The sequence below is a fragment of the Anaerophaga thermohalophila DSM 12881 genome (assembly GCF_000191885.1).
In the GTDB taxonomy this organism is placed as follows: Bacteria; Bacteroidota; Bacteroidia; order Bacteroidales; family Marinilabiliaceae; genus Anaerophaga; species Anaerophaga thermohalophila.
The window spans coordinates 1-20,894 of the sequence record NZ_AEWI01000002.1 but is presented as its reverse complement, the minus strand read 5'-3'; the positions used below and the strand labels follow the sequence as shown (position 1 = coordinate 20,894).

Genomic DNA, 20,894 nt, shown 5'->3' with positions numbered 1-20,894 from the left:
CCCCAATGCCTGTCTGAAAGATTGGAATCGAAAAAAAACCAAATCTCTTGCATTTAAAAAAATCATTCCTTATACTTGCAAAATCAAAACATAACAAAAATCATAAAAACGGGGCAGGAAAATGAATGCCCCGGAAAGAAAACAGATTTTTACCGACATGAACAATACGTTTTACAATATTTGGTGGTGGCGTCATTTTTTACTTCTTCTTACGGGGTGAAGGTGACAGCCTCATGCTTATATTGTAAATAAGATGATCGCATTAAAGGCTTGCCGAACCCCGGCAAGCCTTTTTTTTTTGAAATCAACCAACATACCAAAAACCAAATTTTGCAACAATATTAAAGACCGACCTATGAAGAAACAAAAATTAAACCTCGTGTGCAGTCGCATACCTGCCCATGTAGGCGACATTGTAACACCGGTCAGCATCTACCTGAAGCTGCGCGATCTTTTCCCCAACACCATTCTGTTGGAAAGCTCTGACTATCATGGAGGCCATAACTCACTATCGTTTATCTGCTTTAAGCCAATGGCCGATTTTATCGTCCAAAACGAAACCGTAAAATGCCGTTATACCGATGGCTCGGTTGACGAAATTCCGCTTCCGTCAGAAAAATCGGTGCCGGTTTTGATTCAGAACTTTATCGACAGTTTTGATATTCCCGAACAAGAACAAAAAAGTTGCCCGGTTCCGGCTTGTGGGTTATATGGTTATACTGCTTATGATGCTGTCCGGTATTTCGAAGACCTGGAACTCGACATCAACACCGAAGCACCTCATGCCATCCCTGACATTCGCTATCATCTCTATCGTTCGGTTATTGTTTTCAATCATTTTACCAATCAGTTATTTCTGGTGGAACATCTTCTTCCCGAAGAAAAATCGCAGCTCAACGAGACGCTTGAAATACTGAAAAGCAGGTCAGTTCCGTCCTTCACGTTCCAACCCGTCGAAGACGAACGCTCTCCCCTCGATGACAATACCTACATGCAGATGGTTACACGGGGCAAAGAACACTGTCACCGTGGCGATGTTTTTCAGATTGTTTTATCAAGACAGTTTCAGCAGTCTTTCAAAGGCGACGAATTCAATGTTTACAGGGCATTGCGCCACATAAATCCTTCCCCCTATCTTTTCTACTTCGATTATGGCAATTATCGACTCATGGGGTCATCACCCGAAAGTCAGCTCATTATTGAAAACGGCGTGGCCACCATCAACCCGATAGCAGGCACATTCCGCCGTACCGGGGACGACCTGAAAGACATGAAACTGGCCGAAGAGCTGGGTAAAGACCCGAAAGAAAACGCAGAACACGTTATGCTTGTTGATCTGGCCCGAAACGATTTGGGACGCAACTGCCGCGAAGTAGAAGTCAAAACTTACAAGGAAATCCAGTACTACAGTCATGTTTTACACCTTGTATCAGAAGTCAACGGAAAAATGCGCAATCCCAAAGATATTGCCAAAGTAATGGCCGACACTTTTCCGGCAGGAACACTATCAGGCGCTCCCAAATATAAAGCCATGGAACTGATCAATAAATATGAACCCCACAACCGGGGTTATTATGGCGGCTGCATTGGAAAACTGGGACTGGACGGCTCCTTTAACCAGGCCATTATGATTCGTTCGTTTCTCAGCAAGGACAATACGCTGTTTTATCAGGCAGGCGCAGGCGTTGTTTCAGAATCGGTGGAAGAAAAAGAGTTACAGGAAGTCAATAATAAACTGGGTGCTCTGAAATCGGCAATTGAAATGGCAAGAGATTTTTGAAAAAGTATATACATATTCTTGTTGTGGCAATCTTTGCCACGCTTATTTCATCATAACATTTAAACCAAAAGCAACTCATGAAGATACTTGTTATAGACAATTACGACTCATTTACTTACAACCTGGTTCATTACATAGAAGAGGTGGCCGACCAGGAAGTGGATGTTTTTCGTAACGACAAAATTACGGTAGAGGAAGCCCGGGGCTACGATAAAATAGTATTATCACCGGGTCCCGGAATCCCGGATGAGGCAGGCATTCTGAAGCCGCTCATAAAAGCGCTGGCTCCCACACATTCCATTTTGGGCGTTTGCCTTGGTTGCCAGGCCATAGCAGAAGTGTTCGGTGGCAGTATATACAACCTGCCAAGGGTCTATCACGGCATAGCAACCCCTATCTCTGTTTGCGACAGAAGCGAGCTGCTCTTCAATACTCTCCCGGATACATTCATGGGGGGACGTTATCACTCGTGGGTTGTTAATGAAAACGATCTTCCAAAAGTGCTTCATGTCACCGCCCGTGATATCCAGGGACAGATCATGGGGCTCACGCATGAGAAATATGATGTCAGAGCAGTACAGTTCCATCCCGAATCAATTCTCACCGAACACGGAAAACAAATGATAAAGAACTGGCTCGAAGGATAATAACTATGGACACTAACTAATATCTAAAATCATGTTACAACCAACATTGACAAGGCTTTTCGACTACAATACCCTTTCAAGAGAAGAAGCCCGGCAAATACTGGTTAACATTACCAGTGAAAACTACAGCAAATCGGAAGTTGTTGCATTTCTTTCGGTCTTCATGATGCGTCCTGTCACGGTAGAGGAACTCTCCGGCTTTCGCGACGGATTGCTGGAACAGTGTAAAAGACTCGATTTATCGGAATTTGAAACCATCGACATGTGTGGTACCGGTGGTGATGCTAAAAACACATTTAACATTTCCACACTGGCATCGCTGGTAGTTGCCGGGGCAGGTTACAAAGTGGCCAAGCACGGCAATGCGGGCGTAAGTTCGGCCTGTGGATCATCCAATGTTATGGAATACATGGGTTATAAATTTACCACCGATAATGAGCTGTTGAAACGCCAAATCGACAAAGCAGGCATCTGCTTCTTGCATGCTCCCCTGTTTCACCCGGCCTTAAAAGCGGTAGGTCCTATACGGCACGAGTTGGGCATCAAAACTTTCTTCAACATGTTGGGGCCTTTGGTTAACCCGTCGGACCCGCAAAACCAGCTGGTGGGTGTCTTCAGTCTGGAACTGGCCAGGATTTTTCAATACATTTATCAGCATTCCGACAAGAACTTCAGCATCGTACACAGTATCGACGAATATGATGAAGTATCTTTGACCGATGCTTTCAAAGTAATTTCCCGAAAAGGCGAAAAGTTGCTTACCCCTCAGGATATTAATCTTCCCCGAAACAAACCCGAAGATATCTTTGGAGGGAATACCGTTGAAGAATCAGCGTCCATCTTTAAAAAAGTTTTGGCCGGCGAAGGCACCAGCGCGCAAAACAACGCTGTACTTGCCAATGCTGCCCTGGGAATAAACACCATAGACAACAATCTCACATTTGAGCAAAGTATGGAAAAAGCTCAAGATTCGCTGTTTGGCGGGAAAGCTGCAAAAGCAATGAAAATTTTACTGGAAAATCAATAGCACAACCACCTCTATTATGAATATACTTGACAAAATAGTGGCCCACAAAAAGGAAGAGTTAAAAGCCATCAAACAAAAAGTCTCCGTCAAAGAGCTGGAGTATTACCGGCATTTTTCCATTCCTGTCCCATCGCTTAAACAAAGTCTGACCGATAACCCTGATTTCCCTGTTATCGCGGAATTCAAACGCCGGTCACCCTCCAAGGGAGATATTAATGCCGATGCAAAACTTAAAGACGTCATTCCCGACTATCAAAAAGCCGGAGTGGCGGGGATATCGGTTTTAACCGATCACCACTTTTTCGGAGGCAGCAGTGAAGACCTGAGTTCAGCCCGCGATCTGACCTCTCTTCCCGTTATCCGAAAAGAATTTATCATCGATCCGTATCAGGTTTACGAGGCCAGAGCCATTGGTGCCAGTGCGATATTACTCATTGCCGCCATCCTGGAAAAAGAGCAGGCACGCGACCTTGCCGCTCTGGCCAATTATCTTGGAATGGAAGTACTGATGGAGTTACATGATGAGCAGGAGACGGAAAAGATTAATACTTATGTCGACATGGTAGGAATCAATAACAGAAATCTGAAAACCTTTGAAGTCAACCTGGAACATGCTGCCCGCCTGGCTTCTTCGCTTCCCGAGGACATCCTGCCGATTGCTGAAAGCGGAATCCACTCGACCGGGGATATTCTTTTTCTGAAAGATGCCGGGTTTAGAGGGTTTCTGATGGGAGAGTATTTCATGAAACACAAAAATCCGGGACAAGCCTGTATGAAATTGAAAAAAGAATTAATCCAAAAACAATTGAACCGGGCATGACAAGGCTTTTAAAATAGATTATCAGCTATAAGATAAAGCAACCATGATAAGGAATACCATGTTCCAACGACTCTATTTCAAAAATATGCATAAGCATGTGCGTCCTCCCGATAAACCGGGGCATGCTATCAGATCAATAATTTAGACTGATTTTATAAAAAAGCCTGAAAAAAATGGACAACCCCATCAAGATAAAAGTGTGCGGAATGCGTGACCGACAAAATATTGAAGAACTGGTTAAACTGAAACCCGACTACATCGGTTTCATTTTCTATTCCAAAAGTCCGCGTTATGCAGGAAGTATCCTTACCCCTGAAACAGCGATGGACATCCCCGAAACCATAAAAAAAACCGGAGTTTTTGTGAATGCCGATTTAAAAACAATTAAGGCGACCTGCCAAAGATTTAATCTGCATGTCGTTCAACTACATGGCAAAGAAACCCCGGAATTTTGTATGGAAATTCGTCAGGCCGGTTACGAAGTCATTAAAGCATTCAGCCTGAAACAACCTTCAGACCTGGATGACGCTTTGAAATACAATGATGCCTGCGACTTTTTCCTTTTCGATGCACCAACCGACAAACATGGAGGCAGTGGAGAAAAATTCGACTGGCCGGTGTTAAATAATTTTAATGTAGAAAAGCCGTATTTCCTAAGCGGGGGCATTGAAGAATCCGACGTTCAGCGCATCAGAAATAACTTTCCGCTTCGCCCTTATGCGGTAGATATCAACAGCCGGTTTGAAGTATCACCCGGCCTGAAAAACATTGAAGCGGTACGCCGTTTTATGATGGCTATGAAACAACTATGACAAGACATCAAGTGAAGCCGCTACTGAAAAAGTTGTTTTTGCCAGAATTGAAGCACAAGATTTTGAACCTAAGTCAACTTATTCTTAATAAGGATTTAAGAACTTTGTACTGGTGAAATTTTGAGTCTTTCGACAAAGATGCCTTTTAAACCGGACTCAAACAGGCAAAAAGAGAAACTTTCAAAAGTGCACACAATCAATCAAATCAATAAAATAAAAAGATATGTCAACTTCATTTCACCCTGACGAGAAAGGATTTTACGGCCCCTATGGTGGTGCCTACATTCCTGAAATGCTCATTCCGAACATAGAAAATCTGAAAAAGAAATATCTGAAAATTCTGAATTCGGATAGTTTCAGGAAGAATTTCAAAACATTGCTTGAAGATTATGCCGGTCGCCCCACGCCACTTTATTATGCTACCCGGCTTTCGGAACATTACGGGAGCAACATCTGGCTCAAACGCGAAGACCTGGCACACACCGGGAGCCACAAGATCAACAACACCATTGGACAGATACTGCTGGCCCAGGAAATGGGGAAAAAGCGGATTATTGCAGAAACGGGTGCCGGACAGCATGGTGTGGCCACCGCTACAGTATGTGCTCTGATGGGACTTAAATGCGTGGTTTACATGGGAGAAACCGACATTGAACGGCAGGCTCCCAATGTTGCACGAATGAAAATGCTTGGAGCAGAGGTGAAAACTGCCATATCGGGCAGCCGAACATTAAAAGACGCCACCAATGAGGCCCTTCGCGACTGGATTGCCAATCCGCTTAACACTTATTACCTGATTGGCTCGGTTGTTGGTCCCCATCCTTATCCCGATCTGGTTGCCCGGTTACAATCGGTCATTAGCGGCGAAATGCAATGGCAACTGCGTAACAAAACAGGAAAAGCCGAACCCGATTATGTAGTTGCATGTGTCGGAGGAGGCTCCAACGCGGCCGGCTCGTTTTATCATTATCTCGACACACCGGAAGTTAAGCTCATTGGAGCCGAAGCATCGGGACAGGGATTAACTACGGGGAAAACAGCTGCATCCATCGCACTGGGAGAAACCGGAATCATACATGGAAGCATGACCTACCTGATGCAAAACGACGACGGACAAATTACCGAACCTTACAGCATTTCAGCCGGTCTCGACTATCCGGGAATAGGACCGTTACATGCCTGGCTCAACCAGACCGGCAGAGCCAAATATCTATCAGTAACCGACCAGGAAGCGCTTGATGCCGCTTTGCGACTTACCCGCAAAGAAGGTATTATTCCTGCCCTGGAATCTGCACACGCACTTGCCGCCCTTGACCAGCTTGAACTGAAACCGGAAGAGAACGTCATAGTCACTATCTCCGGAAGAGGAGATAAAGACATGAAAACTTATATGGAGAAATTGAAACTCCGGTAGAATAAATGAAACGAGCATGACAAGGTTTGTCACAAAAGAACAGGGTCAAAGTTAATCATGCAAACTACACCATACCAACAACTTAAACTGAAGTTATACTGATAAATGAAGCCATCATGAAAAAACTCATATCTCTTTTTCAGCAAAAAAGAAACCTTTTGTCGGTTTACTTTACGGCAGGTTTCCCCGAGTTAAACAGTACAGTCCCCATACTGAAGGCACTCGAAGAAGGGGGTGCTGATTTTGTAGAAATAGGAATGCCCTATTCCGATCCGCTGGCAGACGGACCGGTAATTCAAAACAGCAGTTCCAGAGCGTTGACCAATGGTATGTCCCTGAAAGTCCTTTTCGAACAGCTAAAAGACATAAACCAACAGGTCAGCATTCCCCTGATACTGATGGGCTATCTGAACCCCGTACTAAAATTCGGATTTGATGCATTCATCGAAAAATGCAAAGAAACAGGCATCAGTGGTTTAATAATCCCCGATCTTCCCTACGAGACCTACATTGAAAAATACGAACCTGTTTTTACCCAAAACAAAATCAGCAACATATTCCTGATTACCCCGCAAACGCCAAAGCAAAGAATCTTAAATCTGGATCAGGCTTCAACATCATTTCTTTACATGGTCTCTTCGGCCGCTGTTACGGGCACGCGTCAGGGATTGTCAAAAAGACAAATCCGGTATTTCGAGCGAGTCAACTCGATGAAACTTTCCACCCCAAGAATGGTCGGTTTCGGCATCAGCAATCATGAAACATTTAAAGAGGTATGCCAATATGCCCATGGAGCGATTGTAGGAAGTGCTTTTATAAAACATCTTGAAAATTACGGACACGATCAGGAAGCAATTATCAATTTTATAAAAAACCTCAAAACCGGAGAACAAACAGACATTTAATCCGCTTTACAGGCTATAAATTATTACTTTTGTGACTACAAACTGATTAACATATAAGTTGGAAAATGATTAATCATGTAATATGGAAAACACAGTAACAGCGATATTAAGGATTCATTGTCCTGATCGGCGGGGAATCGTGGCCAGAGTTACCGACTTCATACACCAAAATAACGGCAATATTGTTGCCCTTGACCAATATACCAATCGTGAAGAGAACCACTTTTTCATGCGGGTGGAGTGGGAACTGGCCGGCTTCTCTCTTGACAGAGCTGATATAGGAACGGTATTTGGCCCTCTTCTGGGAAAACCGCTTGAAATGAACTGGGACCTGAAATTTTCGGATATGATACCGAGAATGGCTGTTTTTGTCTCCAAAAGCTCACATTGTCTGTACGATATTTTGGCACGCTATCAGGCTGGCGAACTGAAGGTCGTTATTCCGGTTATTCTCAGTAATCATGAAGACCTTGGAAAGGTTGCCGCACAATTTAACATTCCGTTTTTCTATGTCCCCGTTAACAAAAACAACAAACAGGAACAGGAAAATCATGAATTGAAGATACTCAAAGAACAGGAAATAGACTTTATCGTTTTGGCCCGATACATGCAAATCCTTTCTTCCGAATTTGTAAAACACTATCCCAACCGCATTATTAATATTCACCACTCTTTCCTGCCGGCATTTGCAGGCGCCCGGCCCTATCATGCTGCCCATTCAAGAGGGGTAAAAATCATAGGTGCTACCAGTCACTATGTAACAACAGACCTGGATGCAGGTCCCATTATAGAGCAGGACGTTATACGGATTTCCCATCACGACTCGGTGGAAAGTCTTGTGCAAAAAGGAAAAGACATCGAAAAAATAGTACTCTCCAGGGCCGTGAAAGCACACCTTGAAAGAAAAACCCTGGTTTACAAAAATAAAACGGTTGTTTTTGCTTAAGAAATTCAGCAAATACCAGCAATAATGAAACAAGCATGACAAGAATTGCGATGACAGATTAACAGATTTTTAGATAGAAGATTTAAGATGAAACGAGCATGACAAAAGTTGTCACAAAAAAACATGTATAAACTCAATCATGCGAGTTCCATTCGACCAATAACTTAAACTAATTTTATACGAATGAGTATCGCTATTATCAAATACAATGCCGGTAACATCAGATCTGTCAGCTTTGCTCTTGAACGCCTTGGATATAAACCCGAGATAACCAGCGACCCTGAGGCGATCCGTAAAGCAGACAAAGTAATTTTCCCCGGTGTCGGCGAGGCCGGCACAACCATGGCATTTCTCAAAAAGGAAGGACTGGATAAGATCATCCCGTCACTAAAACAGCCGGTTCTGGGTATTTGCCTTGGAATGCAGCTTATGTGCAGCTTTTCTGAAGAAGGAAATACCGAATGTCTCGGAATTTTTGATGAACCGGTCAGAAAATTCACCCTGCAGGAAGAAGCTGACAGAAAGTATAAAATTCCGCACATGGGGTGGAATAACATCGCCCGTGTAAAATCGCCTCTGTTTGATTCCACACTGGAAAATCAGTTTGTCTATTTTGTTCACAGCTATTATGTTCCAACCGGCCACGACACAGCAGCTGAAAGCAATTACATCCACCCCTTTAGCGCAGCACTGCAAAAAGACAATTTCTTCGCTACCCAGTTCCACCCCGAAAAAAGCGGAAAAGTCGGGGAGAAAATATTAAGAAATTTCCTGATGATATAGTCTATAATTCCCTACATTCGAATTTCATCCAACCAATATATAATGAAGACAATCGAACTCATCCCGGCCATTGACATTATCGGCGGCAAATGTGTCAGACTAAGCAAAGGGGATTATGAGACCAAAAAAATATACAACGAAAATCCCCTGGAAGTAGCTCAACAATTTGAGGATAATGGTATCCGGCGATTGCACCTGGTCGATCTGGATGGCGCAAAACAAGGGAAAATCATTAATTACAGAGTACTCGAAAGAATCGCTTCACGCACCAACCTGATTATCGACTTTGGCGGCGGACTAAAAACCGGTGAAGACCTTCGCATTGCCTTCGAAAGTGGCGCTAAAATGGTTACAGGCGGCAGCATTGCCGTAAAAAACCCCTCTGAATTTGAAAGCTGGATTTCGAAATACGGACCCGAAAAAATTATTCTCGGATCGGATGCGAAAGACCGGAAAATAGCTGTATCGGGATGGACCGAAACATCAGAAACCGACCTCTTCGACTTCCTTACCGGATACATAAACAAAGGAATAACCAAAACCATCTGCACCGACATCAGCAAAGACGGAATGCTGGAAGGTCCGTCCATAGAATTGTACAAAGAGATATTGAAGGAATTTCCCGAGCTCTACCTGATAGCCAGTGGCGGTGTCAGCAATATGGACGACATCGATGCCCTGGAGCAGGCCGGTGTTCCCGCAGTAATTTTTGGCAAGGCTATTTATGAGGGAAGGATTGGGATGGAGGAGATAAAAAAAAGGCAGAAGTGAGACAGGCAGAAGGCAGAAGCATTCGCAATATTATAATTTTCAATGATTTGTAAAAATGCAATTTGCTTAAAATAAATTCTTCACAATCAAAGGTTTTAACTGTTAAGCTGCAAAAATTCATCCGTATATAATTTATTTATTAAGGTCGGATGGAACTCACATGCAAGAACTTATACATACTCTTATTGTGTAAAAGCTTGTCATGCTCGTTTCATCAGTATAAAATTGGTCGAAGTTATTGGTCGAATGGAACTCGAATGATTGCTTATATACCTGTTCTTTTGTGACAAACTTTGTCATGCTCGTTTCATTATGGCATAGAACGTTTTCTAATTCGCTTAATTTCCCTATTTTTGATGACATAAGCAGTGGTTTGTTGGTGATTTTGCTTTTTTGTTTTGTAACTACTTAAAATATAGCAAATTAAATCATAAAAACCACTGCTTTTTCTTATTATTGAGTGCAGTATAAAAAGCATATTTTTGTCAAAATCAAGGCGTTTTAAATTTTTTGTGCCAGAGCTAACTTGTTGTTAATGAGGATGTAGAAATTTAAAACAACAACAAGTTTGGCAACAAAGATGCTTTTTAGACCGGTCTCAACAATTGAATTGGCAAAAACATTATAAACTAAATCTATACCATGAAATCTTACCGTGATTTAATTGTCTGGCAAAAGGCAATTGACCTTGTCTGTGTAGTTTATAAATTATCGTCATCTTTCCCAAAAGAAGAAATATTTGCATTGACAAGCCAACTCAAGAGAGCAGCGATTTCAGTTCCAAGTAATATTGCGGAAGGATATGGACGAAATAGCAAAAATGACTACATAAGGTTCTTACAAATTGCATCCGGATCTCTTTACGAGTTTCAAACACAAATTGACATAGCAAATCGCCTGAATTTTTTAAATGATGATGCTTTCGATGAAGCAAAAAGCTTAAGCAATGAAATAGAAAAAATGCTCGCATCTCTGATCAGTAAATTAAGAAATGCAAAGTAAAACAGCAGAACTGGTTATAGATGGAAGACAAACCTTCAAAAGAAACACGATTACTTCTGCCTTCTGCCTGATAAACTCATAAACTCTTAAAAATGCTTGCAAAACGAATCATACCATGCCTTGACATCCGCAACGGACAAACCGTTAAAGGCGTTAAATTTCTGGATATAAAAGAAGTGGGTGACCCGGTAGAACTGGGAGCCCTGTATGCCCGGCAAGGAGCGGACGAGCTGGTATTTCTGGATATCACGGCCAGTCATGAAAAAAGAAAGACCTTTTTCGAGCTTGTCCGCCGTATTGCACAACATATCAACATTCCCTTCACTGTAGGAGGCGGCATCAGCGAACTTAGCGATGCAGATGCATTACTGAGCGCCGGGGCCGATAAAATATCCATTAACTCCTCGGCCGTTCGCAATCCACAATTGATCAACGACATGGCTAAGAATTTTGGTAGTCAGTTTGTTGTTGTTGCAATAGATGCCAAACAACATCAGGGGGATGAATGGGTAGTTACCGTCAACGGTGGACGCATTCCAACGGAGAAGAGGCTGTTCCCGTGGGCCAAAGAAGCCGAAGACCGGGGCGCCGGTGAAATACTTTTCACCAGCATGAACCACGATGGTGTAAAAAGTGGATTTGCCAATGATGCGCTTGCCAAATTATCGGATGACCTGCAAATCCCAATCATTGCATCGGGCGGTGCCGGTGCTAAAGAACATTTCAAGGATGTTTTTACCATTGGAAAAGCCGATGCCGCGCTGGCTGCAAGCATTTTTCATTTCAACGAGATACCCATTCCCGAGCTAAAGAACTATTTGAAAAAAGAGGGCATACCAGTCAGGTAAAACCACTTTAACCACACAATAACAGATCGTTTAAAACAGGTTTAGGAACTATTGTGTAACTACAAACATAGAATATTGAGTGCAATATAAAAAAGCATATTTTTGTCAAAATCAAGGCATTTGAATTTTCTGTACCGCAGTTAACTTGTTGTTAATGAGGATGCAAAAATTTAAAACAACAACGAGTTTGGCAACAAAGATGTTTTTTAGACCATACTCTTAGATTTATCCAAGGTTCGGACATGCGCAGTAAATCATTGTCAATTAATTTAATAAAAGAACTACAGAATTTGTATCTTCATTACATCAAAATCCTATCTAACTAAATATTACCATTTACATGACTATTGTTATCTTTGCAACGGCAACATCAAACAAAATATTAAATAACTAATAATCATGCAATTAGATTTTTCAAAATTAGGAAACGGGTTACTTCCTGCCATCATACAGGATGCAAGAACCAATGTAGTTCTTATGCTCGGGTTCATGAATGAGGAGGCATTTAAAAAAACCAAAAAAGAAGGAAAGGTAACATTCTATAGCCGTACCAAAAACAGGCTCTGGACCAAAGGTGAAGAATCGGGTAATTTCCTGGAAGTAGTGTCAATACTTCCGGATTGCGACAATGATACCATCCTTATTAAAGCCAATCCTGCCGGTCCCGTTTGTCACACCGGCAACGATACCTGCTTTGCCGAAATAAACAAAGGCAACATCGAATTTCTGGTACATCTTCAGGACGTGATCGACCAACGACTTCAGGAAATGCCTGAAGGCTCTTACACCACCTCACTCTTTGAAAAAGGCATCAACAAAATAGCTCAAAAAGTGGGAGAAGAAGCCGTTGAAACTGTTATCGAGGCCAAAGATCACAACGACGACCTTTTTCTGAACGAAGTGGCCGACCTGACCTACCATTTACTGGTGCTACTCACTGCCAAAAGCTACCGCATTGAAGATGTGGTTAAAGTGCTCCAGGAAAGACACAAATAAATTCATAAACCTTTCTGAACAGACACATGATTTGTTACAACTTTTACCGACTTTACAAGCGGGCACAATTTACAATCAAGGGATTATATCCACTAAAATGCAGTCTGCCAAAGTCATGCAAATCATCTTATATCTTATATCTAAAATCTAACGGTCTATTGACCTCTATTGATTTAAAATGTCTTTAAAAAGCACAGATTTAGCATACGCTATTTTTGAAAAATATTATTCCGACAACCATCCCGCAAGAAATATTCTTCTGACGCATAGCCGGCTGGTTCGAAATAAGGCTCTTGAAATAGCAGATAAACACCCTGAGTTAAACGCCAATCAACAGTTCTTGTCCGAGGCAGCCATGCTTCACGATATAGGCATTTTTCTTACCAATGCCCCGGAAATAGGGTGTCATGGAGAGTACCCTTACATTTGTCATGGTTATCTGGGCCGTGAAATCCTCGAAAAAGAAGGCCTCCCCCACCATGCACTGGTTTGTGAGAGACACACCGGTACCGGACTGTCAGCAGAAGAAATCCGAATGCAAAAGCTTCCGCTTCCTCACAGAGATATGGTACCCATATCCATTGAAGAACAAATTATCTGTTTTGCCGATACATTCTTCAGCAAAGGCATTGAAACCGAAAGAGAAAAAACACCCGATGAAGTGAAGCAAACCCTTAAAAAATACGGAACAGACAAAGTTGAAAAATTCTCGAAATGGTGCACAATATTCCTGTAAACGAAGAACTAAAAAAGATACACGAAGAAAAACTTGTCATTTCTTCTTTCGATGTGGGGGCTTCAGGACACCTCGAAACGCCGGCCCTTATGAGGCATTTACAGGAAGCTGCTGCCAGACATGCCATAGCGCTTGGGGTTGGATTTGAAGATTTTATTAAAGAAAATATTTTCTGGGCACTCACACATCTGCAGGTCGAAGTGAACCGCTGGCCAAAAATGAACGAAAATGTAACCGTGGAAACCTGGCCCAGGAACATACAAAAACTATATACTACTCGCGATTATTTACTGAAAGACACCCAAAATAACATTCTCATCAGAGGAACCTCGGCATGGATAATGGTGGATATAAAACGCAAAAGACCTGTCAGACCAAATGAAAGGTTGCAATTTATGCCATTTCTTCCTGAACTAAAAGCGCTTGGAGAATTCCCGGAATATATTTCAACTAAACCTGAAAACAAACTGACAGAACACCGCCATGAAGTAGTATACTCCGACCTTGACATTAATCGGCACGTCAACAACACCCGCTATATGGAATGGGTTATGGATGCCATTGCCACCATCAGGGAACAAGAAATCGCTTCTTTCAATATTCATTTTACAAGCGAATTTCGAAAAGGTGAAACCGGAATTATCAAAATCGGCAATTCACAGCAAATGAAAGGCAGCATCATCTTCAATATAGAACATGCAGAATCGGCGAAAACAGGATGTTCCGGTATGGTGAAATTTATTTAACCAAATTCTGGCAGCAATGAAATTGACAAAAAGAGACTCTTAGGAGTGAACTCATTAAAATTCTGTCTATTGCTGTCCTTCTTCCGCGAGCTTTTGATCCACCTTCTGCTTAATTTTGGGATTGGTACTGTATGCTCCAATCATTTCCTGATACAGAGCAGGATTAATTCCTGCATCGGTTACAATCTTATTCACCTTGCGTTGCGTGTCCATCTGAATTTTCTGAATTTCTTTAGAAATACTTTTAAATGTTTCCATATCCTCTTCTGAAACACCCTGGAGTTGGTTCCCTTGTTGCATCTGGCGGGCAATTGTATTGAACTGGTTAAGTTCCATACCTTGCTCCTCAATCTCCTTAATCATCTTTTTTTCAGCCTCTCTTTGCACAGGAAGAGCTTCTACCAGCGCTTCAGCAAAAAGATCAATCTCCTCACCGGAATACTCCTTTTGTTGACGCTGCTGAAGTATGTCCTGTTGTGCAAAAACATTTCCTGTTGCCAGAAACATGGCAATCATCATCAGACTCGCTACTTTTTTCTTAATTGACTTCATAACTTTCTTCCTTTAAATGATAAATGGTTTCTAAAAATTATTCCTGCACCGGCACAAAACCATTTTCCATATAAGTAAACCGGCGATATCTTTATAGATAAAGCAAAATAAATTAATAATCAACATCTTAGCACAAAGGAAATAAACCAAAAATACAACTCCAAACTATTTTCAAAAGCTTTTAACAATTAAACATCATTTAACGGTCACTTCAGTATCCTACTCCCCAAATTATGGGCTCCTGAAAAAGGGGACAGCGCCTACTGGAAAGAATTTGACTGGAACCTGGCCGCCGAAGCAGGCATGAAACGCATCGGATTACCCTACAGCGGAAATTATGAATTCGTAAATACTGAAATGAACTGGCGTAACAAAGCACTTTCGGCTGCCCTGCCGGTATTAATGGTAATATTTATCATGGCCACTCCTTCGCGAAAAGAATATACCATACAAAACCTGGAAGCCCGGGCTGCAGCCGGCGAGTGTAACCCCCATCTTATCGACCCTGACAAGCTGGCCTTTGAACTGATGAATAATTATTACCAATATAACGTCATTGATGTACGTAGTCCTGAAGAATATGAAGCGTTCCACATTGCCACGGCCATCAACATTCCCCTCTACGACCTGCACAATCCCGCCTATCGCGAATTACTCAACCAGCGTATCCTCACCAATGTTTTTTACGGGTCAACTCCCGAACAGGCAAAAAAAGCCTGTCTCATAGCCCGCTACCATGGCAATGAGACAAGTCTGGCGCTCAACGTAACGGCAGAAAAATTCAAAGATACATTTTACGGCAATATTGAAATCCCTGATGATCCTACCAAAGAAGAACAAACATTGGCACTTTTCAGAAGGCACGCCGCCGAAAAGATGAAAGAAATTGAAAATAACCTTGCCTCAAGAGAAAAACCGGTAAAGAAAAAAATAACACGGGTACAGGGCGGATGCAGTTAGTATAATCTCACTTATCGGAAACCCTACTATCACAAAAGGGGCCGTTGAACACAAATAACGACCGGTTTACATAAATTAAAATAATTTACGTAAAAAAAAAGATGCAATTGGTGTTTTCTTTTCCGAACTTGCTTAAAAAATAACGAAATGAAAAACACTATGCGTAAATTATTTACCAATCTAAACATTGCAACAAGGCCATTTTCCTGTCTGTTCATTCTTCTCTTTGCCATAGTTTCTTTTTCGGCACAGGCACAGATACAAATTATGGTCGATGATGACGGAGTGCCCTTTACCAGCATCTCCAACCATACCACATGGGAATCGGCAACAAATGATCTGCAGACTGCCATTGATTTAGTCTACGAGAATGGTGGTGGTTCCGTTTGGGTGGCAGGCGGAACCTATCTTCCTACAACTGAATTGGCAGCAGATCCCTCAGCCCCCGTTCCTACGGGGAATGTCCGACACACCACTTTTGTCATGAGAAACGGCGTTAGTGTTACCGGAGGATTCGAAGGTGATGAAGCAACCCTCGCCGAACGCCCCGAAGACCTTTTTGGCACTACTAATAAAGTCGTTTTATCGGGCGACATTGGGACTCCTGCCGATTCTACCGACAATTCCTTTCATGTGGTTCTCTTTCCTGAAGGGAGCGACGATTCAGCCATTCTTCAGGAGGTTTATATTACGGGAGGACAGGCAAATAATTATCAGTATTTTGGTTATCGTGGAGGTGGTGTTCATCTCCGATCCGGCGGGATCATCAGAAATTGTGTGATAACCGGGAACTTTGCCGGCGAGGCCGGTGGAGGTGTTTACCTTTATAAAGGTGGAAGAGTTGAGTCGGGAGAAATAAAAAATAATGTTGCTTATTCTATCGGTGGAGGCGTCAACCTAAACCTGGGCGGATTGGTAACTTCAGCAGTTATACATGGCAATAAAACATCAGACGAAACCGGAGGAAAAGGTGGAGGCGTATTTTTTTCCTCTGACTTAAGCGAGTACGGAACTGTTTCCAACTGCTTTATTGTGGATAATCTATCGGCAAAAAAAGGTGGTGGTGTTGGCATCTATCTTGGCGGTCATCTTATCAACAATCTTATCAGTAACAATGAAGCTGTCGGCAATGGCGGAGGTGTATTTATACAGGAAGGCGGACTGATATTGAACAACACAATTGTTGCCAACACAGCAGATGCTGCCGGAGGTGTTTACGGAGATAATGGCGGAGAAATAATCAACACGGTTATGTGGGGTAACAAAACATCCCTGACAACAAATACGCAATTTGTAAGACTTACGGAATCGACCACGGCTGATTATTGTGCCATTGAAAACGGAACAACGGCCAATGGCATCACCAACCTTGTCATCCTGGATGCAGAAAATTCAGGAAGCGGAACACACCCGGAATTCAGGAATACGGTTTCATTTTCAGGATTACCGACCGGTGAAAGTCAACTCAATGAAATATTAAACAGTGATTATAGCACAGGACTAACTTCAGCTTTACTGGATGCAGGTACACCCGATATAACGGGACTGCCCGTTCTGTCTGATGACATTATCGGTAATCCAAGAATTACCAAATCAGCAATAGACATAGGTGCTTATGAAACATTATATTACAGCATTACAGGCACTGTGAACGGAGGAAACGGAACTATTGATCCGACCGGTCCGGTTAATATTCTTGATGGTGAAAGTGTTGAATTCATTGTTACCCCGGCATCCGGTTATGATGCAGCTTTGTTCAACATCAATGGAGACGACTTCTTAGGGCAGCTTGTCAATGAGGGCAGTTATTTTTCTTACACCGAAAGTACTGTTTCGTCTGATCTTGATGCAGTGGTTGAATTTGGTATTATTAATAAAATAAACAAACCGGAAGAGGCAAAACCGACCATCTATCCAACCCCGGCCAGAAATGAATTATTCATAGATGGATACGATGTGCAGTTTATCCGGATTTTTAATATTACCGGGGCAGTCGTCAAAGTATTTAACAGCAATGTTGCCTTACCACTAAACATTTCCGGTCTGGAGAACGGTCTTTATTTCATTGAAATTACGGGGAAAGAAAATGAAAAGCACATTCTGCGGTTTGTCAAATATTAAACCGGGCTTTGTGTTCCTTTAGTCGTGAAAGATTCCAGATTTGATACCGGCACCTTACATCGTGAATCAAGTGTTTACATTAACGACTTAATTATATTAAAACATTGATTGTCAATGATTTTCAATTCACCCTTGACTCTCTGTTGTCCCTGTTTTCAGGAGGCAGGCATTTAAAAATCTAACCATCTACCAAGGAAACGAGCATGGCAAGGTTTGCCACAAAAGAATATGTATAAGTTCTTGCATGCGAGTTCCATCCGACCTTAAAAATAAATTTTATACGGATGAAACCTACAATAAAAATTATCCTTTTCTTTGTACTTGCAATAGTTATTGTACAGTGTACGCGAACAAAAAAAAGCAAGACAACGTGAAAAAAGTACAGGACATCATCTCCTCAATGACCCTGGAGCAGAAAGCACAGCTGGTGATCGGAACAGGTATGGTTTTCGATCTTCCCGACACAATTGAAGCACCTTTCGAAGATCCTCTAAAAAATTACGGCGATACAGCTTATGCAAAAATGGTTCGCCGCATCCGTAAATATTTACCCGGAGCGGCCGGATTTACTGCCGAATTCCCGGAACTGGGAATTACTTCGCAGGTGCTGGCCGACGGCCCCGCCGGACTCCGTATCGCTCCCGAAAGGGAAGGAACGGACAGCACTTTTTATTGCACGGCCTTCCCTATTGCCACGGTTCTGGCATCTTCGTGGGACACAGACCTCGTAGAAGAAGTCGGAAAAGCCATGGGCAATGAAGTCCTGGAATATGGTGGCGATGTCCTTTTGGCACCTGCCCTGAATATTCAACGGGACCCGCTTTGCGGAAGAAACTTTGAATATTATTCGGAAGACCCCCTGATAAGTGGAAAGATGGCTGCAGCGATGGTCAAGGGTGTCCAGTCCAATGGTGTGGGAACTTCCATCAAACATTATGCTGCCAACAATCAGGAGACTAATCGTCTCTCCGTCAATACCATTGTTAGTGAACGCGCTTTGAGGGAAATTTACCTGCGTGGCTTTGAAATTGCCGTCAAAGAGTCGCAGCCATGGACTGTTATGTCGGCCTACAATAAAATCAACGAACAATACGCTTCCGAAAGTCATGATTTATTGACTAAGATTCTTCGTGACGACTGGGGATTTGAAGGATATGTCGTAACCGACTGGGGAGCCGGAGATGACCTCGTGGCACAAATGAAGGCAGGCAATGATCTGATCATGCCGGGGCTGCCCGACCAGATTGAGAAGATTATTGCAGCCGTTGAAGAAGGTAAGCTGGATGAAAAAATTCTTGACCGGAATATTAAACGTATTCTCAGTATCATGTTGAAAACCCCGAAATACAAAGCGTATCAACATTCCAACAATCCGGATTTGAAGGCCCATGCCCGGATAACCCGCCGGGCCGCAGCTGATGGGATGGTATTGCTTGAAAACCGCAATCAGGCACTACCCATTTCAGCAGAAAAAGTTAAAACAGTTGCCGTTTTCGGCAATTCATCTTACGAGTTTATTTCGGGCGGAACAGGTAGTGGCGATGTTAATGAGGCCTACATCGTTTCACTTATCGAAGGATTGGAAAATGGCGGCTTTAAAGCCAACGATGAACTTTCAGATATTTATAATCATTATATCAAAGAGATGCGTACCAAAGCCGGCCCGCCAAAAAACTGGCTGACAGCATTGATGGGTGGCAGGGAACCAGTTGCTGAAATGGAAGTATCTGCCACAATGGCCCGCGAAATGGCAGAGAAAAACGATGCAGCTCTGATTACCATTGGCCGAAATTCGGGTGAAGGCAGAGACCGGGAAGCAGAACCGGGCGATTTTTATCTGACCGACACGGAAAAACAACTCATCAGGAACGTTTCTGAAGCATTTCAGGCCAAAGACAAAAAGGCCATTGTCATTCTCAACATCGGGGCTCCTGTTGAAACAGCCTCCTGGGCAAAAATCCCGGATGCTGTCCTCCTTGCCTGGCAACCCGGACAGGAAGCCGGAAACTCATTGGTTGATGTGATTAGCGGAAAAGTCAATCCTTCAGGTAAGCTGGCCGTAACTTTCCCCGTTTCGTACGATGATGCCCCGACATCAGCAACCTTCCCGGGCCATGCCATTGAAGGAGAAACGAGCAACACAGATGATTTATCAGGATTCTCGATGATGCAGAGAGTCCCATGGGAAGTGATCTATACCGAAGATATTTTTGTGGGATACCGCTACTACTACACTTTCAACAAAAAAACAGCCTATGAATTCGGTTACGGCCTCTCCTATACCGATTTTGATTACAATAACCTTAAATTATCCGCCGATGAGTTCAAGGATAAACTTACCGCTTCAGTTGAAATCACGAACACAGGCGAAGTAGCCGGACGCGAAGTGGTTCAGGTTTATATATCAGCACCGCAAGGCAATCTGGTAAAACCAAATATTGAATTGATCAACTTTGGAAAAACCAAACTTCTACTACCTGGAGAAAGTGAAACCCTTTTGTTTGAAATTAATGCACGTGACATATCATCATTTGATGAACAAACCGGTGCATGGATTGCCGAAAAAGGAGAGTATACCCTTAAAATTGGTTCATCTTCCACACAAACAGAGCAAACAGCCAACTTTTATTTACCCGAAACCACAGTGGTGGAGAAAGTTACTCAACATGCTTTAGCACCTGTTCAGGAAATAAACAAAATGACACTCTGATAAACAAGTCGGTTCTACCACGAATTTAATGACAACTTGAAATTTGTTTATATGTGGTTAAAATATAGTTTAACGTAGTTATATGCTGTATTTTTTTTTAACAATATTTAAACCACATTTATAACTATATTTTAACAAATATTAAACTACTAAAATAAGGGTCAATAGTCCGTTAAACTTTTGTAAGCATCTTATATTCAGCTGGTTATACCCAAAGGATCTGTTTTGATAAAATGCAGATTTTCAACGGGATACGAATCATCCTGTAACTTAACCCAACTTGTCATCTTGCTATCATAAAATTCTGTATTCCAGTCA

Annotated in this window: 19 protein-coding genes; 18 read left to right on the top strand and 1 reads right to left on the bottom strand. The window is 42.5% G+C overall.

What is annotated here, in order from left to right; genetic code table 11:
• Positions 1 to 355 precede the first annotated feature (355 nt).
• The 15 genes from ATH1_RS0101175 to ATH1_RS0101105 all read left to right on the top strand — a co-directional run bounded on the left by ATH1_RS0101175 (position 356) and on the right by ATH1_RS0101105 (position 14,233).
• Complete coding sequence (locus ATH1_RS0101175) at positions 356 to 1,780, top strand: anthranilate synthase component I family protein (protein ID WP_029163895.1); 1,425 nt, start codon at positions 356 to 358, stop codon at positions 1,778 to 1,780.
• 77 nt (positions 1,781 to 1,857) lie between these two features.
• The gene (locus ATH1_RS0101170) at positions 1,858 to 2,427 is read left to right on the top strand and encodes an anthranilate synthase component II (RefSeq protein WP_010416444.1); all 570 of its coding nucleotides are present in this window, start codon (positions 1,858 to 1,860) and stop codon (positions 2,425 to 2,427) included.
• A gap of 31 nt (positions 2,428 to 2,458) precedes the next feature.
• The gene (gene trpD, locus ATH1_RS0101165) at positions 2,459 to 3,454 is read left to right on the top strand and encodes an anthranilate phosphoribosyltransferase (RefSeq protein ID WP_010416441.1); all 996 of its coding nucleotides are present in this window, start codon (positions 2,459 to 2,461) and stop codon (positions 3,452 to 3,454) included.
• Between the two features lie 16 nt (positions 3,455 to 3,470).
• The gene (trpC, locus tag ATH1_RS0101160; RefSeq protein WP_010416438.1) at positions 3,471 to 4,274 is read left to right on the top strand and encodes an indole-3-glycerol phosphate synthase TrpC; all 804 of its coding nucleotides are present in this window, start codon (positions 3,471 to 3,473) and stop codon (positions 4,272 to 4,274) included.
• Between the two features lie 173 nt (positions 4,275 to 4,447).
• A complete protein-coding gene (locus ATH1_RS0101155; protein ID WP_010416437.1) occupies positions 4,448 to 5,086 on the top strand; it encodes a phosphoribosylanthranilate isomerase in 639 nt (212 codons plus the stop codon).
• 223 nt (positions 5,087 to 5,309) lie between these two features.
• Positions 5,310 to 6,500, top strand: coding sequence for a tryptophan synthase subunit beta (gene trpB, locus ATH1_RS0101150; protein WP_010416436.1), 1,191 nt, complete (start codon positions 5,310 to 5,312; stop codon positions 6,498 to 6,500).
• A 116-nt stretch (positions 6,501 to 6,616) separates the two neighbouring features.
• Positions 6,617 to 7,405, top strand: a complete 789-nt coding sequence (gene trpA, locus ATH1_RS0101145; protein WP_010416435.1) for a tryptophan synthase subunit alpha — start codon at positions 6,617 to 6,619, stop codon at positions 7,403 to 7,405.
• Positions 7,406 to 7,487: 82 nt separating this feature from the next.
• On the top strand, positions 7,488 to 8,351 hold the full coding sequence (gene purU / locus ATH1_RS0101140) for a formyltetrahydrofolate deformylase (protein ID WP_010416434.1): 864 nt from the start codon (positions 7,488 to 7,490) through the stop codon (positions 8,349 to 8,351).
• Positions 8,352 to 8,534: 183 nt separating this feature from the next.
• Positions 8,535 to 9,134 (top strand): imidazole glycerol phosphate synthase subunit HisH, encoded by a 600-nt coding sequence (hisH, locus tag ATH1_RS0101135; RefSeq protein WP_010416433.1) that lies wholly within the window; start codon positions 8,535 to 8,537, stop codon positions 9,132 to 9,134.
• A 42-nt stretch (positions 9,135 to 9,176) separates the two neighbouring features.
• Positions 9,177 to 9,905, top strand: coding sequence for a 1-(5-phosphoribosyl)-5-[(5-phosphoribosylamino)methylideneamino]imidazole-4-carboxamide isomerase (hisA, locus tag ATH1_RS0101130; RefSeq protein WP_010416432.1), 729 nt, complete (start codon positions 9,177 to 9,179; stop codon positions 9,903 to 9,905).
• Positions 9,906 to 10,547: 642 nt separating this feature from the next.
• Positions 10,548 to 10,907: a four helix bundle protein gene (locus ATH1_RS0101125; RefSeq protein ID WP_010416431.1), complete on the top strand. Its 360-nt coding sequence runs from the start codon at positions 10,548 to 10,550 to the stop codon at positions 10,905 to 10,907.
• Positions 10,908 to 10,999: 92 nt separating this feature from the next.
• Entirely contained in the window at positions 11,000 to 11,755 is a 756-nt protein-coding gene (hisF, locus tag ATH1_RS0101120) for an imidazole glycerol phosphate synthase subunit HisF (RefSeq protein WP_010416430.1), read from the top strand.
• Positions 11,756 to 12,154: 399 nt separating this feature from the next.
• Positions 12,155 to 12,751: a bifunctional phosphoribosyl-AMP cyclohydrolase/phosphoribosyl-ATP diphosphatase HisIE gene (hisIE, locus tag ATH1_RS0101115; RefSeq protein WP_010416428.1), complete on the top strand. Its 597-nt coding sequence runs from the start codon at positions 12,155 to 12,157 to the stop codon at positions 12,749 to 12,751.
• A 178-nt stretch (positions 12,752 to 12,929) separates the two neighbouring features.
• Positions 12,930 to 13,487, top strand: coding sequence for an HD domain-containing protein (locus ATH1_RS0101110; protein ID WP_010416423.1), 558 nt, complete (start codon positions 12,930 to 12,932; stop codon positions 13,485 to 13,487).
• Positions 13,466 to 14,233: an acyl-[acyl-carrier-protein] thioesterase gene (locus ATH1_RS0101105; RefSeq protein ID WP_010416421.1), complete on the top strand. Its 768-nt coding sequence runs from the start codon at positions 13,466 to 13,468 to the stop codon at positions 14,231 to 14,233. The genes ATH1_RS0101110 and ATH1_RS0101105 overlap by 22 nt, the downstream gene beginning before the upstream one ends.
• A 66-nt stretch (positions 14,234 to 14,299) precedes the next feature.
• Here the strand turns inward: ATH1_RS0101105 and ATH1_RS0101100 are convergent, their stop codons facing one another.
• Positions 14,300 to 14,785 carry a DUF4168 domain-containing protein gene (locus tag ATH1_RS0101100; RefSeq protein WP_245531677.1) on the bottom strand — a complete coding sequence of 162 codons (486 nt, stop codon included), beginning with the start codon at positions 14,783 to 14,785 and terminating at the stop codon, positions 14,300 to 14,302.
• Positions 14,786 to 15,001: 216 nt separating this feature from the next.
• Here ATH1_RS0101100 and ATH1_RS18745 point away from each other — a divergent pair, with 216 nt between their 5' ends.
• The 3 genes from ATH1_RS18745 (at position 15,002) to ATH1_RS0101085 (ending at position 20,576) form a co-directional block, all read left to right on the top strand.
• The gene (locus ATH1_RS18745; RefSeq protein WP_245531681.1) at positions 15,002 to 15,745 is read left to right on the top strand and encodes a rhodanese-like domain-containing protein; all 744 of its coding nucleotides are present in this window, start codon (positions 15,002 to 15,004) and stop codon (positions 15,743 to 15,745) included.
• Between the two features lie 147 nt (positions 15,746 to 15,892).
• Positions 15,893 to 17,866 carry a T9SS type A sorting domain-containing protein gene (locus tag ATH1_RS0101090; RefSeq protein ID WP_245531676.1) on the top strand — a complete coding sequence of 658 codons (1,974 nt, stop codon included), beginning with the start codon at positions 15,893 to 15,895 and terminating at the stop codon, positions 17,864 to 17,866.
• A gap of 370 nt (positions 17,867 to 18,236) precedes the next feature.
• Entirely contained in the window at positions 18,237 to 20,576 is a 2,340-nt protein-coding gene (locus ATH1_RS0101085; protein ID WP_162096770.1) for a glycoside hydrolase family 3 N-terminal domain-containing protein, read from the top strand.
• Positions 20,577 to 20,894 lie beyond the last annotated feature (318 nt).

Bases quoted from the DNA above. Each gene is read 5' to 3' on its own strand.
- ATH1_RS0101175 (WP_029163895.1), top strand. From the start codon at position 356: ATGAAGAAACAAAAATTAAACCTCGTGTGCAGTCGCATACCTGCCCAT.
- ATH1_RS0101170 (WP_010416444.1), top strand. From the start codon at position 1,858: ATGAAGATACTTGTTATAGACAATTACGACTCATTTACTTACAACCTG.
- trpD (WP_010416441.1), top strand. From the start codon at position 2,459: ATGTTACAACCAACATTGACAAGGCTTTTCGACTACAATACCCTTTCA.
- trpC (WP_010416438.1), top strand. From the start codon at position 3,471: ATGAATATACTTGACAAAATAGTGGCCCACAAAAAGGAAGAGTTAAAA.
- ATH1_RS0101155 (WP_010416437.1), top strand. From the start codon at position 4,448: ATGGACAACCCCATCAAGATAAAAGTGTGCGGAATGCGTGACCGACAA.
- trpB (WP_010416436.1), top strand. From the start codon at position 5,310: ATGTCAACTTCATTTCACCCTGACGAGAAAGGATTTTACGGCCCCTAT.
- trpA (WP_010416435.1), top strand. From the start codon at position 6,617: ATGAAAAAACTCATATCTCTTTTTCAGCAAAAAAGAAACCTTTTGTCG.
- purU (WP_010416434.1), top strand. From the start codon at position 7,488: ATGGAAAACACAGTAACAGCGATATTAAGGATTCATTGTCCTGATCGG.
- hisH (WP_010416433.1), top strand. From the start codon at position 8,535: ATGAGTATCGCTATTATCAAATACAATGCCGGTAACATCAGATCTGTC.
- hisA (WP_010416432.1), top strand. From the start codon at position 9,177: ATGAAGACAATCGAACTCATCCCGGCCATTGACATTATCGGCGGCAAA.
- ATH1_RS0101125 (WP_010416431.1), top strand. From the start codon at position 10,548: ATGAAATCTTACCGTGATTTAATTGTCTGGCAAAAGGCAATTGACCTT.
- hisF (WP_010416430.1), top strand. From the start codon at position 11,000: ATGCTTGCAAAACGAATCATACCATGCCTTGACATCCGCAACGGACAA.
- hisIE (WP_010416428.1), top strand. From the start codon at position 12,155: ATGCAATTAGATTTTTCAAAATTAGGAAACGGGTTACTTCCTGCCATC.
- ATH1_RS0101110 (WP_010416423.1), top strand. From the start codon at position 12,930: ATGTCTTTAAAAAGCACAGATTTAGCATACGCTATTTTTGAAAAATAT.
- ATH1_RS0101105 (WP_010416421.1), top strand. From the start codon at position 13,466: ATGGTGCACAATATTCCTGTAAACGAAGAACTAAAAAAGATACACGAA.
- ATH1_RS0101100 (WP_245531677.1), bottom strand. From the start codon at position 14,785: ATGAAGTCAATTAAGAAAAAAGTAGCGAGTCTGATGATGATTGCCATG.
- ATH1_RS0101090 (WP_245531676.1), top strand. From the start codon at position 15,893: ATGAAAAACACTATGCGTAAATTATTTACCAATCTAAACATTGCAACA.